The sequence below is a fragment of the Acinetobacter sp. 1294243 genome (genome assembly GCF_000588015.1).
In the GTDB taxonomy this organism is placed as follows: Bacteria; Pseudomonadota; Gammaproteobacteria; order Pseudomonadales; family Moraxellaceae; genus Acinetobacter; species Acinetobacter pittii.
Genome location: NZ_JFXG01000005.1, coordinates 16,021 through 34,654, shown reverse-complemented (window position 1 = coordinate 34,654; position 18,634 = coordinate 16,021). Strand labels below are relative to the sequence as shown.

Genomic DNA, 18,634 nt, shown 5'->3' with positions numbered 1-18,634 from the left:
TTACATTCCCATTGGGCCACTACGGCGACGGTTATTACTGCTATTTGCTGATGCAGCAGAAGTATCTGCACTATCAGCAATGACAACTTGATCACCTTGTTTTAAGCCAGCAAGAACTTGCGCATTTACACGGTTGTTAATACCCACCAAAATTTGAGTTGGTTTAGTTGTGCCGTCAGCTTGTAATACACGTACAACACTTAACGTTAATTTACCTTGTTCAATCAGTTGTTTTTGTTCAGCAGTCAAGTTTAGGCGTTCTAGACGAGCTCCATTTCCTTGAGATTTTTTAGCTGCTTCAGGTGAAGAACTTGATTTATCAGAGGATTGACCTGATTTTCTTTGACCTGAAAATTGTTTAGAACTCAGTGCTGATGATGGAACGAGTAGAGCATTTTTAGCTGAATTTAATACGATATAAACTTGTGCAGTCATATCAATACGCAATTTACCATCGGTATTTGGCACATCGAATAAGGCATTGTAGTAAACAGCCGAACTGGTTGTTGAGCTTGTTGTACTTGTTGATTCACTAGAAATTGAGTCAGGAGCAGGCTCAATTTGACGTAAAGTTGCGTAGCGTTTAGTTTCATCACCTAAGGTTGTAAAGTAAACCTGTTGTCCTTTTTCAACTTTCATAATGTCAGCTTCACTGACTTGCGCCTTAATCGTCATGTTTTGTAATTTTGCAATTTTGACAATTGTTGGTGCGCTTTGGTTCGCGTTTACGGTTTGACCTTCTTCAGTCACAATCGCGACAACCGTACCATCAGTTGGAGCAACAATACGTGTGTAACCAATATTGGTTTGTGCCGTAGATTTTGTGACTTTTGCAGATTCGATTTGTGCATCTAATGCTTTAATTTGTGCCTGAGCTGTTTTATAGCTTGCCTCAGCCGATTCTAAATCTGCACGTGGCGTTGCATCTTGCGCATACATTTGTTGCTGACGGCGGTATTCAAGTTGCTTTTCATTTAAAGAAGCAACTTGTTGAAGGCGCTGTGCTTCTAAATTTTTAATGTTTGCATCTGAAGTTTTTAAACTATTTTCTTGGGTGGTTGAGTCAATTTGCGCAATGAGTTGACCTTGTTTAACCTGATCACCCAACTGTACATACATCTTTTTAACCTGACCAGATACCTGCGCACCCACACTAATCAGTTTGGTTGCATCCAGTGTACCTGTCGCAAGTACATTATTTTCAATATCCCCACGTGTTACCTCAGCAGTAATATATTGAGGTTGCTGCTCTTTAGGCTTTAAAAACTTCCAAGCTAATACAGCAATAACTGCTATACAGAGGATAATAATAACAAGTTTGATTGGCTTTATTTTTGGCATGGTGAGAGGTCGAAAAGTTTAAAATTTAATTTAGTATAAAAGCGAAATGAGGATAAAACGTGAATTTTTATTATATTTCAAGAATGAAGAAAAATGATTCCGCCGAATTATTGTATAAATAGCGTTTTCCCACATAATTCAGCAATGGCCTGCTGCATCAAATGTTGAGCATTTTCATTCGACATACCTTTAATTGCTGCATCAACTTGCAATAGAAGGGTAGACCATCCTAAAAACTGTTGAGGATTTAATCTTCTTAACGCTTGTTGATATAAACTGACTTTAGTTTTCCAGATACCAAGTTGTAATGCATTATGAGGCTGTTCAAATAATTGCATCAATAAACGCATTTCTTTGCTTAGTGTCCATAAAATCAGACTTTCTGGTTCACCAGCTGCAATTAAATATTGAAAAATCTTAATGGACTGAGCGAGATTACCTTCTAATAAAGCATCGCTTAAATCGTAAGTGGTGTAACGAGATTGATCTTGTAAACAAGCATACAGCTGTTCAATTTGAATTAGTTGTTGGTCTGGAAAAGTATCTCTTACACGCATCAAGCTATTCTTAGCTGCGAGCAGATTATGCTCATGATGCTGCATGAGCCATTGCCAAGCATCATTGTCGAGTTGAATTTCGAGTTTCTCTGCTTCGGCAGATAAAATTCTTTGGCGGTCTTGCGGATAGTTTGCCGTAAGGGCAACAACAACACCATTTGCTTCCACAACTTGGAAAAAAGCAGACTTTAAGCTACTACTATCTTGCTTAGGTAGAACAATTAAAAGCAGGTTAGTTTCATTATGCTGAATATAGCTTTTAAGTTGTTTTAGCCCATTTGCGTCAGGCTTTATATTGCCATGTACTTCAATGGCAAGCTGCTGAGAAAATAAAGATAAGCTGTTAAGAGCGTTAAAAACATTTTTCCAGTCGCTTACACTACTAATATCGTAGCGCTGTCTTTCAACTTCTTGTTGTTGCCAACTTTTACGAAAAGCATCTAATAAATTTTGTTCCAGTAAAGGTTCTTGGCCATGTAAAATCCACGCACCCCGTGCTTCCGGAATGCGTTTTAAGGCTTGTAAATAGTCAATTTTCATTGCTGGTAAAAATAAAGATTAAGGCTGAGCTTTTGGTAAACGGTTTGCTGAAATCTGACGAGTAATTTGCTGTGCAATGTCATCAATTACAATACGTTGTAAATAAGATTCTTGCTGATTTTCGGTGTTAACCGTTGCAAGGTCATATTGATAACTACGAGATGCAGTTAATGAACGTGGTTCAGTAATTTTATTACCCTGACGGTCTTCAATCTGGAAGGTTACGGTTAAGCGTAATAATACTTCCGTTAGTTTTCCGTTTAAAAGCTGGCGACGTGGGGTGTACTCTAAAACACGGAGTACGTAGGCATCATTATCATTGCTGAATTGAACACCATTTGCAGCTAAATAAACTTTTAACTGGGTTTCCAAATCATCAGTTTTAGCTGGTAACTCAAGGCTTAATTTTTTATAAACAAGCGGAGTTGCAGTCGGGTTGGTTCCTTTTAAATGAAATCCACACCCGACTAAGCCTGCACTAAGGCCTAAGGTCAAAACAACAGCGGCTAAACGTTTGGCAAAGTGCATGCTTGATCCTCTCATCAATAACTTTAATTAAACCACGAGGTTAACTAATTTATTTGGAACCACAATTTCTTTCTTTGTTGGTCCTGTTAAGAATTGTTGAACTTCTGGAAGGGCTTTAGCTTGAGCTAATAGATCTTCTTTAGAGATATCAACCGAAACTTCAAGTTTACCGCGAAGTTTACCGTTAACCTGTACAACAATCGTTTGCGTATTACGAGTTAATGCAGAAGCATCGACTTCAGGGAATCTTGCTTCTGTTACATCTGTACCAAACTGAGCCAATAACGTTTGACTTAAATGTGGTGCAAATGGAGCAAGTAAAGTTAACAGTGTAGTGATCGCTTCACGTTCTACAGCAACGTCGTTGTCATCTTTTGCTTCAAACTTGTTGCTCGCATTTAACAATTCCATCAAAGCAGCAATCGCAGTATTGAATGCATGACGACGTTCGATATCATCACTTACTTTTTGAATAGTTTCGTGAGTTTTGCGACGTAAATCTTGAGCATCTTTAGACAAGTTAGCAGTATCAATCGTAGAAGCTTGGTTGCCTTTTTCAAGGAAGCTTGCTACAAGGCGCCACACACGTTTTAAGAAACGGTTTGCACCTTCAACACCTGCATCAGACCATTCTAAAGATTGATCTGGTGGAGCAGCGAACATCATAAATACACGTGCTGTATCTGCGCCGTATTGATCAATAATCGCTTGTGGGTCGATACCGTTGTTTTTCGACTTAGACATTTTTTCTTGTCCGCCGATCACAACTTCTTGACCGTCACCTGAATATTTTGCAGAAAGAATACGACCTTTATCATCGCGCTCTAATTCGATATCAGCAGGGTTAAACCAAGTTTTCTTACCATTTTCTGCTTCACGATAGAATGTATCCGCAAGCACCATGCCTTGAGTTAACAAGTTGGTAAATGGTTCATTACCTTGTACTACACCTTCATCACGCATTAATTTGTGGAAGAAACGTGCATAAAGTAAGTGAAGAATCGCGTGTTCAACACCACCAATATATTGGTTTACAGGAAGCCAGTTTTGAGCAGCTTCAGGTTTCACCATTCCGCCAGTGAAGTCTGGAGACGCATAGCGTGCGTAGTACCAAGATGACTCAACGAAAGTATCCAAGGTATCTGTTTCACGGCGTGCATCGCCACCACAACAAGGACATTTAGTTTCATAGAATTCAGGCATTTTATTAAGCGGGTTACCTGAACCATCTGGAACAACGTCAGTTGGTAATACAACTGGAAGCTGGTCTTCTGGAACTGTGACTTGACCACAAGTATCACAGTTAATCATTGGAATTGGACAACCCCAGTAACGTTGACGAGAAACACCCCAATCACGTAAACGGAATTGAACTTTAGAATTTGCTAAACCTTGTGGTTCTAATTTTGCAAGGAATGCATCGAAAGCAGCTTGGAATTCCAAACCGTCAAACTCGCCAGAGTTAACAAGTTTACCTTCTTTAGAACCGTACCATTCTTGCCACTCAGTTGCAGAGTAATCTGCATCATCAGCGCCTTTGGCATCAATTACTTGCTTAATAGGCAAGTTGAACTTGTTAGCAAATTCAAAATCACGTTCGTCATGCGCTGGTACAGCCATCACTGCGCCAGAACCGTAAGACATTAATACGTAGTTTGCGATCCAGACAGGAAGCTCTTCACCAGTTACAGGATGCTTTACAAACAAACCTGTTGCCATGCCTTTTTTCTCGGCTGTTGCTAAGTCCGCTTCTGCAACTGAACCCATGCGGCACTCTTCAATAAATGCAGCCAATTCAGGGTTATTTTCAGCAGCTTTAAGCGCAAGAGGGTGTTCTGCTGCAACGGCAACATATGTCACGCCCATAAGCGTGTCAGCACGTGTTGTATAAACAGTTAAGCCATCAGCATAAATTTCGGTATTGGCAGATGGGAAAGTAATTTCCATGCCTGTAGAACGACCAATCCAGTTACGTTGCATGGTCAACACTTGTTGAGGCCAGCCGTCTTGTAGGGTGTCTAGGTCGTCTAATAATTCTTGTGCATAGTCAGTAATACGGAAGTAGTACATTGGAATATCGCGTTTTTCAACCAATGCACCAGAACGCCATCCGCGACCATTTTCAACTTGTTCGTTTGCTAAAACAGTTTGGTCAACTGGATCCCAGTTTACTGTTGAAAGTTTACGGTAGATCAGACCTTTTTTATAAAGCTGAACAAATAACCATTGTTCCCAGTGATAATACTCTGGTGTACAAGTTGCAAATTCACGATCCCAATCTACAGATAGACCTAATTTTTTTAATTGGTCACGCATGTACGCAATGTTTTCAAATGTCCATTTTGCTGGAGCAACTTTATGGGCAATTGCTGCATTTTCCGCAGGTAAACCGAATGCATCCCAACCCATAGGTTGTAATACAGTTTCACCTTTTAAACGGTAAAAACGGCTAATCACATCGCCAATTGTATAGTTACGCACATGCCCCATATGCAGCTTGCCGCTTGGGTAAGGAAACATTGACAGGATGTAACGATGTTTACCTTCGACAGTGTCGGCAACTTTAAAGACTTTACGATTTTCCCAATCTTGTTGAACTGATGGTTCAATCGTGTTTGCTTGATATTCGGGGTCAATGTGAGAAATAGTCATAGACGTAAGCTATACAACAAAAATTGATATTAAAGATTGTTGCACAGCATAGCGCAAAATCGACAAAAATGCAGTTTTGGGATGGATTTATTTTCCGTTAAAAATTAAACAAGAATAAACCTGAAAAAAGCGGGGTAATCATAAAAAAAGAAAAGTGGAAAAATTAAATAAGATGAAAAAATAGTCAGTTAAAAAATAATCATAGAAAAGTGTTTCTTTAATCTTGACTTTAGTGAATTAAACAACAAAAATGCTTCCTTTAGTTTTATATGCGATTATTTGATCACCCTTCGAATAACCGTCATGTTTTGTAATAGACATTCTCTCTAGCCGAGAGATTGATTTTACTTAAAGTATGTATATCCAGACATGCTTTATTAATGTTAAAAAAGCTTATACGGCTGAAAAACAGAAATTTTTCTATTGCAACGAAAACTAGACAATATGTGTGCTATAACAGTGCAGACAATTCAATGAATGAAACACTATTTGTGCCTTCCATAAATAGTGATAAAGATTTTAGGGTGAATCACGTTGGAACTTTTATCTGGTGGTGAAATGCTCGTTCGTGCTCTTGCGGACGAAGGCGTTGAACATGTTTTTGGTTATCCAGGCGGCGCTGTATTACATATTTATGATGCGCTATTTCAACAAGACAAAATTAATCATTACCTCGTACGTCATGAACAAGCTGCTGGTCATATGGCAGATGCTTACTCACGTGCTACAGGTAAGACTGGCGTAGTACTGGTCACTTCTGGACCTGGCGCAACTAATACTGTGACTCCAATCGCAACAGCTTATATGGACTCAATCCCAATGGTGATTTTGTCTGGCCAGGTTGCATCACATCTTATTGGTGAAGACGCTTTCCAAGAAACTGATATGGTGGGTATTTCACGTCCTATCGTGAAACACAGCTTCCAAGTTCGTCATGCAAGCGAAATCCCTGCAATTATCAAAAAAGCATTTTATATCGCAGCAAGTGGTCGCCCTGGTCCAGTTGTCGTCGATATTCCTAAAGATGCAACAAATCCTGCAGAAAAATTTGCGTACGAATATCCTGAAAAAGTGAAGATGCGTTCTTATCAGCCACCTTCACGTGGTCATTCTGGCCAAATTCGTAAAGCAATTGATGAGCTTTTAAGTGCAAAACGCCCTGTAATTTATACGGGTGGTGGTGTTGTTCAAGGTAATGCATCAGCATTATTGACTGAACTCGCGCATTTACTCGGTTATCCGGTGACTAACACACTTATGGGCCTTGGTGGCTTCCCTGGTGATGATCCGCAATTCGTGGGCATGTTGGGCATGCACGGTACTTATGAAGCAAATATGGCGATGCATAATGCTGACGTCATTCTTGCAATTGGTGCGCGTTTTGATGACCGAGTGACCAATAACCCAGCAAAATTCTGTGTCAATGCTAAAGTTATTCATATTGATATTGATCCGGCGAGCATTTCAAAAACAATTATGGCGCACATTCCGATTGTAGGGGCGGTTGAGCCTGTACTTCAGGAAATGTTGACGCAATTGAAACAATTGAATGTATCTAAGCCAAACCCTGAAGCAATTGCTGCGTGGTGGGATCAAATTAATGAATGGCGTAAAGTTCATGGCTTGAAGTTTGAAACCCCGACTGATGGCACAATGAAGCCACAGCAAGTTGTTGAAGCTTTATATAAAGTCACTAACGGTGACGCCATCATTACTTCAGATGTGGGCCAACACCAAATGTTTGGTGCGTTGTATTACAAATACAAACGTCCACGTCAATGGATTAACTCAGGCGGATTGGGCACCATGGGCGTAGGTTTACCTTATGCAATGGCTGCGAAGCTCGCTTTCCCAGATCAACAAGTTGTTTGTATTACTGGTGAAGCTTCAATTCAAATGTGTATTCAAGAGCTTTCAACATGTAAGCAATATGGCATGAATGTGAAGATCTTGTGCTTGAATAACCGTGCTTTAGGTATGGTGAAGCAGTGGCAAGATATGAACTATGAGGGCCGTCACTCAAGCTCATACGTTGAATCATTGCCTGATTTTGGCAAGTTAATGGAAGCTTATGGTCACGTTGGTATCCAGATTGATCATGCTGATGAACTAGAGTCGAAGCTTGCTGAAGCAATGGCGATTAATGATAAATGTGTATTCATTAATGTCATGGTTGATCGCACGGAACATGTTTATCCAATGCTGATCGCAGGTCAGTCTATGAAGGATATGTGGTTAGGTAAAGGGGAGCGTACATAATGAGACATATTATTTCTGTACTCGTTGAAAACGAAGCTGGTGCGCTTTCTCGCCTTGTTGGTTTATTTAGCCAACGTGGATATAACATTGAAACACTGAATGTTGCGCCAACCGAAGACCCAACTTTGTCACGCTTAACATTAACAACTTATGGTGATGACCATAAGATTGAACAGATTACAAAGCAGCTCAATAAACTTGTTGAAGTTGTAAAAGTAGTTGATTTATCAGAAGGTTCACATATTGAGCGTGAACTGATGTTGATTAAAGTAAAAGCGTTAGGTGCTTCACGTGCTGAAATTAAACGCACTGCGGATATTTTCCGTGCGCAAATTGTAGACGTGACACCAACGACCTATACCATTCAAATAGCAGGGACAACTGAAAAATTAGATGGTTTTATCGATGCGCTTGCAGAAAACACTATTCTAGAAGTCGTTCGTTCAGGTGTATCTGGTATCGCCCGTGGCGAAAAAGTATTAGCCATTTAATTTTTTAAAAAGTATTTTAGCGGAGAACACAAATGCAAATTTTTTACGATAAAGACTGTGACTTATCAATCATCCAAGGCAAGAAAGTAGCGATTATTGGTTACGGTTCTCAAGGTCATGCTCATGCACTTAACCTTAAAGACTCAGGCGTAGACGTAACTGTAGGTTTACGTGCAGATTCAGCTTCTTGGAAGAAAGCTGAAAATGCAGGTCTTAAAGTTGCAGAAGTTCCTGCTGCTGTTAAGCAAGCTGACCTCGTAATGATTTTGACTCCAGATGAATTCCAATCACAACTTTACCGTGACGTGATTGAGCCAAACATCAAAGAAGGCGCGACTCTTGCATTTGCTCATGGTTTCTCTGTTCTTTACAACCAAGTTGTTCCACGTAAAGATTTAGACGTAATCATGGTTGCTCCAAAAGCACCTGGTCACACTGTACGTTCAGAGTTCCAACGTGGTTCAGGTGTTCCTGACCTAATCGCAATTCACCAAGATGCTTCTGGTAATGCACGTAACGTTGCTCTTTCTTATGCTTCTGGCGTAGGCGGCGGCCGTACAGGTATTATTGAAACTTCATTCCGTGAAGAAACTGAAACTGACTTATTCGGTGAGCAAGCAGTTCTTTGTGGTGGTGCGGTTGAATTAGTGAAAATGGGCTTCGAAACTTTAGTTGAAGCTGGTTATGCACCAGAAATGGCTTACTTCGAATGTTTACACGAACTTAAATTGATCGTTGACTTAATGTTCGAGGGTGGTATCGCTGACATGAACTACTCAGTATCTAACAATGCTGAGTACGGCGAATATGTAACTGGTGTTGAAGTAATCAACGAACAATCTCGTGAAGCAATGCGTAATGCATTGAAACGTATTCAATCTGGTGAGTACGCTAAGATGTTCATTCAAGAAGGTGCGTTAAACTACCCATCTATGACTGCTCGTCGTCGTCAAAATGCTGCACATGGTATTGAAGTAACTGGTAATAAGTTGCGTGCAATGATGCCTTGGATTCAAGCAAACAAAATCGTAGACAAAGAAAAGAACTAATTTTCTTTATCTAACGCTTTAAAAGAACCCTGCTTTAAGCAGGGTTCTTTATTTATACTATTTTATTTGAATGTGAAAATTGCGATTAGGCCAACTTGACTAGATTAAATAAATTCTATATTTTTCATATAATTGGCTGCTTAATTTTTATTTACTTTATTGATTTATAAAGTAAAAAATACTTGACCAAAAGATAGATAATGTTATTGTTTATAACTGACTGAATAAGTCAAATTTACTAAAATTTCTTTAACATGTTTAATTGTATTTTGGGCAATGAGTTGAACAAAATAAAAAAAAGTATTGAATAATCATGGAAGTCCAATATGGGTCATGTTGATTACGATAGCACATTGATCGTCGGCTCTTTTATTGCAGCTGGCTTCATTTGTTATATTGTAATTTCCATGGAGCAGCTAATATTCAAGCAAGTCTATAAGAAATTTGAGTCCTTAATTTTATTTATTAATGGATTGCTACTCGCCTTAGCAATTAGCATCGTCCATATTGTTGGTATACAAGCTTATCATCTGTTTGATACTGCTCACTCTAATATTCCTTTAATTGCAATCTCTTATGCCATTAGTGCATTGTTATCTTGCATTGCGATGTGGTTGACTTCGCGTTTTACGCTCCCTTTATTTAGACTCATTTTGAGCTCGATTATTATGGGAATCGGAATTTCAGCTTCTTATTACATTAGCATGTTGGGCTGGAATATTAATGTTTATAAAAAAGATTACACTTCGTTTTTACTCTTATTTTCTGTATTAATTGCGATGAGTGGTTCAGGGCTAGCATTTTTATTAGCCTATAAATTAAAAGACACCGAACGATATCGCTTAACTTTAAAAATCGCATTTTCGGTTATGATGACCTTAAGTATTATGGGGATGCATTACACAGCGCTTATTGCGACGAATATTACCGATAAATTTATTAGCCAATATCAGGCTGAGCATGACTTATTATTATTCACAATTATTCTAGTCACCTGTTTGGTACTCGTAGCAAGTTTTATTGTTGCAATGTTAGAGCAACGCCTTACTCAACAGAATTTAGAGCTGCGTAAGGCAAATAAAGAATTAGCTAACCTATCTATACAAGACAATTTAACCAAATTACCTAACCGCCTTTATTTAGTGGATTATGCTGAAGTATTACTTTCAGATCATCGATACAAAGATCAGAAAATTGCTTTCTTATACATTGATTTAGACCGATTTAAATCGGTGAATGATGCATTTGGGCATCATGTGGGGGATCAATTACTTATTCAGATGGCGAACCGCTTACATTGGCAACTCAATGAGAAGTGTAAACTGCTTAGAATTGGCGGTGATGAGTTTTTACTTATTGCCGAAAATACAAATGCCGATGAAGCAGTTATTTTGGCTGAGAAAGTTTTACAGCTGATTCAAGAGAGTTATCAGATTTCTGGTAAAGAAATTAATATCTCTGCAAGTTTAGGGGTGGCACTATTTCCTGAGCATGGACAAAATGTTCAGGACTTACTCATGAATGCTGATGCCGCGATGCTCATGTCTAAAGAACAAGGCCGAAACACTTACACCATCTTTAGTTATTCAACCCATCAACAAGAAACGAGAAGTCAGTCAAAACTGATCAATGATCTTTATAAGGCCGTAGAAGAAAAGCAGTTCATCCTATATTACCAACCAAAATTTAATACGAATCTTGAAGTCTGTGGCGTTGAAGCATTAATCCGTTGGAATCATCCAGCTTTAGGAATACTCACACCGCATATGTTCATAGAAGGTGCAGAAAAAACGGGTTTGATCATTCCCATGGGATACTGGGCACTTGAGCAAGCTTGCCTGCAAATTCAAGAGTGGGAACGCAGTAACACCCCATTTTATCCAGTTGCAGTAAACTTATCTGCACTACAGTTCGAAAATAAAAAATTATTTAGTACACTCGAAGCATTATTGAAAAAATATCAAATTCAACCTCATCACTTAATTGTTGAAATTACTGAATCAACTGCAATGCGACATATTGATTTAAGTATTCGAGCTTGTGAGCGACTACGTGATATGGGCATTCGAGTCGCAATTGATGATTTTGGAACAGGCCATTCAAGCTTCTTATATTTAAAAGATTTACCTGTAGATGAATTGAAAATTGATCGTGGTTTTATCGTTGACTTGAAACCAGGCTCAAAAGAAGAAGTTATATTAGAAAGTATAATACATTTAGCTAAAAAGTTAGGTTTAACCGTAACAGCGGAAGGGGTGGAAACTCAACAGCAAGTTGAAATTTTAACCCGTTTAGGTTGTCAGCAATTTCAGGGTTATTTATTAGGAATGCCTGTTCACGTCGATCAACTGATTGAATCTCAAGGCGCTCACTTCGCTTAATCTTTTCTATATCGATTTTAAACCTAACATTTACTTTTATCTTTAAAGAATAATTAATTAAAGTAAATTTATCTTCTAAAACACACCTATATATTTGTAGTAATGAATAGTATTAGTTTCTCAGTTAGTTGAGTATTTAATATATAATAATTTATAAATTTATACTGTAAGTATAAAGTAATACTAATAAATTGATGTTTGTATTTTATAAAATATAAGAGGTGAAAAGGGTTGTTATAAAGTATTATGAAGTTTATATAATAATTGAAATTGATGAAGATAGAACTAAATAAAAATATTAATTTTTAGGGTTGAGTAGATTTTTGGTGGAGTTGGAGAGTAGACTCCACCGAATTAAAAAATACTTTTTATCTTTATTAAAATATAAATATTTAATTAATTTATAAATTAAATAGTTGCATACTCTCGAACTGTTTCTAATTCAATAATTTTGTTTATATAAGACCACGTTTGTTCTGGATTAATCTTTCCTTTATTTATAGTGCCGTCAATAATGATTCCATCTACGATGTTAAGAAAGAGCCCTGTTAGAATTTTTGTGTTTTCTACTTCTAACTCTGAAAGAGCTGAGAAAACTAACGAGTAAATCCACTCCCGATATTCATTAATTTGATGCTTAATAGAAGGGTACAATTGCATGACTTCTATTGTCGCTTTTTTAAATAAGCAGCCATTAAAGTCATCTGTATTAATCCAATCGATATACCAATTAAATATCTTTTTTAATTTAATCAAAGGGTTGTTGGTATTCTTTATTTTTTCCAATATTGAATATTGGATCTCTAAATTTCTCTTATAAAGACATTCTTCAATTAAGGCTTCTTTAGAAGAAAAGTATTTATAAAAAGTCATTTTTGCAACATTTGACTCAGCAATAATGCGATCAACACCAATAGAAGTATAGCTTTTTTGGTTAAAGAGGGATGTTGCTGTTGTTATAATAGTTTCTCTTTTTGTCATCGGGTTCCCCGTTGCGGATATTTTTGATTAACTTTGCTATTGTAAAGTGTATAAGCTTAAATAAAACTTATTTTATAGTATTTAAAAAATTATATTTATTCAATAGCTTGGTTAATTTAAAAAACAACATATTATATATTTAATTGGCAATAGTTTACTTTTTTAAATATTATTAATTAATCCGTTGATTTGTTGAGATAATACACATAGTATCAACTTGTTAAGTATGGGTGTGCGGAATTTATTTTAGCAATTGAATGCAAAATTGTAATAAAGAGAGAGCCTATAACTTAACTATAAGAAAAACTTTTTACAGAGAATCATTATGTTAAAAAAATTTGAAGACTTTAATAATCCAAGAGAAAAAGCATTGCAGGGGATGAAAAATAGTATTCCTGCAAATCAATGGGATGAAAATTTACAATTTCTTAAACAGTTAAGAAAAACAATTGCAGAGTTACCAGTTTGTAATCATCCTGCTATTGAGCTGTTAAACGGTGGATATCTTGATAAACAACGTTTGACTCTTATCCATTTAGAATATCGTCATGCGATTGTACAAATTTTTACTGACGCTCTATTAAAGGCTCAATTTTTAACAAAACAATTGGAACCTAAACTCCACTCTGGAGCGAAGATGTATCCACGGGTATTATTAAGTTTAAATATACTTGATGAGTTTGGCTTTCGCCCTGGTTTAGACAAAGATAATTACTATCTGGGTAATCCTGAATATGCTCATTATCCTTTATATGAAGATTTACTTAATGATTATGGTTTAACGGAACATGACCGTCGTAATTATAAACCATCAAAATTTGCAGATCAGGTTAGATCATTTTTAGAATCTTCTTATGATAGTTATATTAATGTCGTGGCATTATTGGCTGTTGCAGAGGAGGAAGTCATTCTTTTTAGTCCTCCATTACGTCAAGCAACTAAATTCGTAAATATCGATGTTGAAGGTGGTGGTTATTACCATGTACATGGGGTATCTACGGATGAAACATCTGAGGCCGCTGATGACGATCATGAAGATGACTTGTGGTTTGCATTAGCACAAGCAATTACAAAAGATGATTATGAAAGCTTAACCAAGCTATGTATTGATTACTGTGCTTTATGGAATGAGTTCTGGGATGCACAAATTGCCGATGTTCAATTCATTGAAGAAAAGAAATTGGCGTAAAGATTCTGTTAAGTCTTAATCAAGCCCCATCTATAAAAAGGTGGGCTTTTTTAATTGTAAAATTTCTAAAAAGTTAAGCTACATTCTTAAAAAAGATTATGAGTAACTCATGGCTTATCAACAAACATTAAACAGTTCTATAAATCTGCTACAATTACGCCAATTTTTATTTTGATCGACTTTAGGTCTTTGGCACTGCAATCTCCGCAGTAGGTGTATTTCATGAGTTTTAAAGATGAGTTAGCGGCACAGGTTGCTCAACGCCGCACATTTGCCATCATTTCCCACCCCGATGCCGGTAAAACGACCATGACAGAGAAATTACTGTTATGGGGTAAAGCAATTCAGGTTGCAGGGATGGTAAAAAGCCGTAAATCTGACCGCGCAGCTACATCTGACTGGATGGAAATGGAAAAAGAGCGTGGAATTTCCATTACCACTTCTGTTATGCAGTTCCCTTATAAAGGTCACACTATTAACTTACTTGATACACCGGGGCATGAAGACTTCTCTGAAGATACTTATCGTACCCTAACTGCAGTTGACTCTGCATTAATGGTGATTGATGGTGCAAAAGGTGTCGAAGAACGTACCATCAAATTGATGGAAGTTTGTCGTATGCGTGACACTCCGATCATTTCATTTGTAAACAAGATGGACCGTGAGATTCGTGAACCACTTGAGTTACTGGATGAAATTGAGAATGTCCTCAATATTCGCTGTGTACCAATTACATGGCCATTAGGGATGGGGCGTGATTTTGCTGGTGTATACAACATTCTTGAAAACAAATTGTATGTCTACAAAGCAGGTTTTGGCTCAACTATTACAGATATTGAAGTACGCGAAGGTTATGACCATGCAGATATCCGTGAAAAAGTAGGTGAGCTGGCTTGGGCGTCTTTTGAAGAGTCACTTGAGCTCGTACAAATGGCGAATGAGCCTTTGGACCGCGAATTATTTTTACAAGGTAAACAAACTCCAGTTCTATTTGGTACAGCATTAGGTAACTTTGGTGTTGACCACGTGTTAGACGCATTTATGAATTGGGCACCAGAACCTAAAGCGCATCCAACACAAGAGCGTGTTGTCGATGCTAAAGAAGAAGGTTTTTCTGGTTTCGTCTTTAAAATTCAAGCCAACATGGATCCGAAACACCGTGACCGTATTGCCTTTATGCGTATTTGCTCAGGTAAATACGAGAAAGGTTTGAAGATGAATCATGTACGTATTGGTAAAGATGTTCGTATTAGTGATGCATTGACATTCCTTGCGGGTGAACGTGAACATCTAGAAGAAGCGTGGCCAGGTGATATTATTGGTTTGCATAACCACGGCACAATTCAAATTGGTGATACTTTCACAAGTGGTGAAAATCTACATTTCACAGGTATTCCTCACTTCGCACCAGAGATGTTCCGTCGTGTGCGTTTGAAAGATCCATTAAAATCAAAACAATTGCAAAAAGGTTTGAAAGAGTTGTCTGAAGAAGGTGCAACTCAGGTATTTATGCCACAAATTAGCAATGATTTGATTGTGGGTGCAGTTGGTGTACTTCAGTTTGACGTTGTTGCTTACCGTCTGAAAGAAGAATATAAAGTTGACTGTGTGTATGAGCCTGTAAGTGTTAATACGGTTCGTTGGATTCATTGTGATGATGACAAGATTCTCAATGAATTTAAGAAAAAAGCACATGATCAGCTTTCTATAGATGGTGGTGGTCACTTAACTTATCTTGCGCCAAGTCGTGTCAACTTGCAGATTATGCAAGAGCGTTGGCCTGATATTCAGTTCCGTAACACACGTGAACACTAATCTTTAAGATTTGACAGACAGCTTCGAACAGAAGCTGTTTTGTTTTGAAAAATAAGAAAGGATGATGAAATGAATTTGAATAGAAAGACAGTTATTGCACTTTTAGTTGCGGTAATCATATTACTTTTGGCTATTTGCCTTTTTGTCTGGAAAAGCTCTCAACCTTCATCATCTTCTCAAATAAAATCAGCTTCTACCCAAAATCAAAATATAGAGAAAGCTGAAGTACTACCATTTCTAAACTTGCAGCAGGTAAAAGCTGATTATGCTTTACCATTTTGTGAGAAGAAAAATTGTATTGATGTCGATATTCAAACAATAAAGACTCAAGATGCATGGCTAAATGAATGGATCGCGAAAAGTCAGGCTAAAGTGATCCAAGACCAAATTGATTTGAAAAAAGACTTAAGTTTGCAGCAAGCCATTAATGCTTATGTTAAAAAGTCTGATGAATGGCAAGATAAATATTCAAAGAATCGGGCTTATGAATTGCATCTTCATACCCGTATTGCATCGCAGCGTAACCAATATGTTTTATTGCAATTAGGACTTGATACCAAGCAGGAAGAGCTCACGATTAAAGACCGTTATTACTTTTTTGTGGCCGACCGAAAACTGCATAAGAGCTTAACTTTGTTAGATGTTTTACAAAAAGATCAACAAACTACTGTGCATCAAATGGTGCAGGTGGCCTATCAAGACTGGTTAAAAAAGCAGACTGCTGACATAAAGAAAGAAGCACCAAAAACTTTATATTGGGGGCAGGCAGATTGGTTCTTTGATGGTGAAGGCGTTGGTTTACATTATCAGGCCAACCAGATTACTAAAGAAGCGCCACAGCTCGATATTTATTTATCTAAAGAACAGACCAAAAAAATATTACAACCCGAGGTTTATGAACAAATGTTTTAAGATGGTAGCAGAATTTGCAACCTCAATTTATATGCGCTAATTTCTTAGAAAGGCATAGCGTAATCTCCTTAGAATAAAAGGCAAAATATGATGTTATCTTCTAAAGCTTCACTGCGATTAACTTTGCTTGCTTCTGCTATATTTCTGGCAGCATGCCAACCTAAAGCTGATCCTAAGGATTCTCAAGAGCAGCAGAAATCAACTGTTCAAGAACAAAAGCCAGTAGAGTTGACTTTGAAGGGTGAAACAATTCCTAGTAAGGTGGTTTTACCTGATTGTGATGGTAAAACTTGTCCAGAATTTACGGTAGAGCGCTTACAGAGTAATTTTCCTTTTATTGACAAAATTATAGATCAACAAGTCTTAAGTACACTAAATCAAATTTTAGAAATTGCTGAACCTGATGCTAAGGGTACGCAAACGGAACAAAAGTCAGAAGCTTCAGCGGTAGCGGGTGCAGAGCAAAAAAATAGCTTTGATGCACAGGTGCAACGCTATGCAAATTCATTTATTGATCTAGATAATGAATTAAAAGCTTTAAGTAGTAATCATCAGATTAATCTTTTAGTTAAACCTAAGATTTTGCAGGCTCAAGGTAAAGTTGTAACTGTAGTGCTTAATAGTAGTAGCTATTTAGGTGGGGCTCATGGCTCTGCTGCACAGCATTATTATAATTTTGATTTAAAAGAGCAAAAGCAAGTTAAGCTTGAAGATTTATTACGTCCTCAGCAAAAAGCAACTTTAGAGAAGTTAGCCCATGAAGCCTTTAAGACATGGGTGACGGACTCTAAATTGGCTGATAATGTTGCTGACTATGAACAAGCATGGCCGTTTAAATTATCTAATAACTTCTTATTGGGTGAGCAAGGTTTAATCCTTCAATACGGTGAATATGAAATTGGACCATACGTGGTTGGACTCCCTCGATTAGTCATCCCTTATGACCAATTGCAAGATGTATTGAAAGAAGAATATTTGCCACATCCTAAAGCCAAACCAGCTTCGGCACCAGTTGCAAAAAGTGCTGGCTAATGCATTTGTTTGATACCCATACCCATTTCGATGTTGCCGATTTTGATGAAGATCGGCAGCAATTAGCACTCGAGGCTAAAAAAGTGGGTGTAGATGCTTTGGTTTTAATTGGCTTTCTACAGTCACGTTTTGATGAGTTGGTGCAGACTCATCATCAGTTAAAAAGTTGGGAAAATGTGCCTACTTCTTATTTAGCACCAGGCTTACACCCATTTTATATTGAGCAGCATCAACCAGAGCATCTTTCTCATCTTGAACAAATCTTGCAGCAAGAAAACTGCGTGGCTGTAGGTGAAATTGGCTTAGATACTTTCTTGAAAGAACATAAGCAGCCAGATGTATATGCAAAGCAAAAACAATATTTTGCAGCTCAGTTAGAGCTTGCAACCCAATACCAAAAACCAGTGTTACTCCACATTCGAAAAGCGCACGGTGATGTGCTTGCTATATTAAAAGCTCAAAAATTTAAATTTGGCGGAATTGCTCATGCCTTTAGTGGTGGAGTAGAAGAGGCAAAGGGTCTTATTAAGCTTGGTTTTAAAATTGGTGTGACGGGGCAGATTACCAATCCAAATGCAAAAAAACTTCATACGGTTGTGCAGGCTATAGGTGCAGAGCACTTGGTGATTGAAACAGATTGTCCAGATATGACACCGCTTTGCTGTCAAACCTCAACAGAACAGCGGACTCGTAATACCCCTGTTAATTTGCCCTATGTTTTACAAAGTCTGGCTGAAAATTTAAATATGCCAGAGCCAGATTTGGCTAAGTTGCTGTGGAAAAACTCTCTTACTGCATTGAAATTATCGTAATAAAAATCAAAGATTAGAAATAGTAACTAAAACAAAACACAGCGATTAAAAAAGAAGCTTAAAGTAAGAAAACAACATGTAAAAACGTGAAAAAT

14 protein-coding genes are annotated in these 18,634 nt (G+C 37.6%); 9 read left to right on the top strand and 5 right to left on the bottom strand.

Going from position 1 to position 18,634, the window contains the following annotated elements; translation table 11 throughout:
• From J655_RS11965 to leuS, 4 genes are all read right to left on the bottom strand, one after another.
• Complete coding sequence (locus J655_RS11965; RefSeq protein WP_032005587.1) at positions 1-1,341, bottom strand: MacA family efflux pump subunit; 1,341 nt, start codon at positions 1,339-1,341, stop codon at positions 1-3.
• Between the two features lie 107 nt (positions 1,342-1,448).
• Positions 1,449-2,438, bottom strand: a complete 990-nt coding sequence (holA, locus tag J655_RS11960; protein ID WP_002114918.1) for a DNA polymerase III subunit delta — start codon at positions 2,436-2,438, stop codon at positions 1,449-1,451.
• Between the two features lie 18 nt (positions 2,439-2,456).
• Positions 2,457-2,966 carry an LPS assembly lipoprotein LptE gene (gene lptE, locus J655_RS11955; RefSeq protein WP_002115142.1) on the bottom strand — a complete coding sequence of 170 codons (510 nt, stop codon included), beginning with the start codon at positions 2,964-2,966 and terminating at the stop codon, positions 2,457-2,459.
• Between the two features lie 27 nt (positions 2,967-2,993).
• Positions 2,994-5,618: a leucine--tRNA ligase gene (gene leuS / locus J655_RS11950; protein ID WP_032005585.1), complete on the bottom strand. Its 2,625-nt coding sequence runs from the start codon at positions 5,616-5,618 to the stop codon at positions 2,994-2,996.
• A 534-nt stretch (positions 5,619-6,152) separates the two neighbouring features.
• Between leuS and J655_RS11945 the strand changes: the two genes are divergently transcribed.
• The 4 genes from J655_RS11945 to J655_RS11930 all read left to right on the top strand — a co-directional run bounded on the left by J655_RS11945 (position 6,153) and on the right by J655_RS11930 (position 11,798).
• Entirely contained in the window at positions 6,153-7,877 is a 1,725-nt protein-coding gene (locus J655_RS11945) for an acetolactate synthase 3 large subunit (protein ID WP_005079103.1), read from the top strand.
• Complete coding sequence (gene ilvN / locus J655_RS11940) at positions 7,877-8,368, top strand: acetolactate synthase small subunit (protein ID WP_002114824.1); 492 nt, start codon at positions 7,877-7,879, stop codon at positions 8,366-8,368. Before J655_RS11945 ends, ilvN begins: the two co-directional genes overlap by 1 nt.
• A 32-nt stretch (positions 8,369-8,400) precedes the next feature.
• Entirely contained in the window at positions 8,401-9,417 is a 1,017-nt protein-coding gene (gene ilvC, locus J655_RS11935) for a ketol-acid reductoisomerase (protein WP_002115094.1), read from the top strand.
• A gap of 326 nt (positions 9,418-9,743) precedes the next feature.
• Complete coding sequence (locus J655_RS11930; protein WP_005066201.1) at positions 9,744-11,798, top strand: EAL domain-containing protein; 2,055 nt, start codon at positions 9,744-9,746, stop codon at positions 11,796-11,798.
• 408 nt (positions 11,799-12,206) lie between these two features.
• Here the strand turns inward: J655_RS11930 and J655_RS11925 are convergent, their stop codons facing one another.
• The gene (locus J655_RS11925; protein WP_002117307.1) at positions 12,207-12,779 is read right to left on the bottom strand and encodes a TetR/AcrR family transcriptional regulator; all 573 of its coding nucleotides are present in this window, start codon (positions 12,777-12,779) and stop codon (positions 12,207-12,209) included.
• 325 nt (positions 12,780-13,104) lie between these two features.
• On the opposite strand from J655_RS11925, the gene J655_RS11920 reads away from it, so the two are divergent.
• The 5 genes from J655_RS11920 (at position 13,105) to J655_RS11900 (ending at position 18,539) form a co-directional block, all read left to right on the top strand.
• Positions 13,105-13,968 (top strand): hypothetical protein, encoded by an 864-nt coding sequence (locus J655_RS11920; protein WP_032052415.1) that lies wholly within the window; start codon positions 13,105-13,107, stop codon positions 13,966-13,968.
• A gap of 222 nt (positions 13,969-14,190) precedes the next feature.
• Positions 14,191-15,783, top strand: coding sequence for a peptide chain release factor 3 (locus tag J655_RS11915; RefSeq protein ID WP_002117155.1), 1,593 nt, complete (start codon positions 14,191-14,193; stop codon positions 15,781-15,783).
• 69 nt (positions 15,784-15,852) lie between these two features.
• Positions 15,853-16,695: a hypothetical protein gene (locus tag J655_RS11910; protein WP_032005575.1), complete on the top strand. Its 843-nt coding sequence runs from the start codon at positions 15,853-15,855 to the stop codon at positions 16,693-16,695.
• Between the two features lie 90 nt (positions 16,696-16,785).
• Positions 16,786-17,727 (top strand): RsiV family protein, encoded by a 942-nt coding sequence (locus J655_RS11905; RefSeq protein ID WP_032052414.1) that lies wholly within the window; start codon positions 16,786-16,788, stop codon positions 17,725-17,727.
• The gene (locus tag J655_RS11900; protein WP_032005571.1) at positions 17,727-18,539 is read left to right on the top strand and encodes a TatD family hydrolase; all 813 of its coding nucleotides are present in this window, start codon (positions 17,727-17,729) and stop codon (positions 18,537-18,539) included. Before J655_RS11905 ends, J655_RS11900 begins: the two co-directional genes overlap by 1 nt.
• Positions 18,540-18,634: the final 95 nt, after the last annotated feature.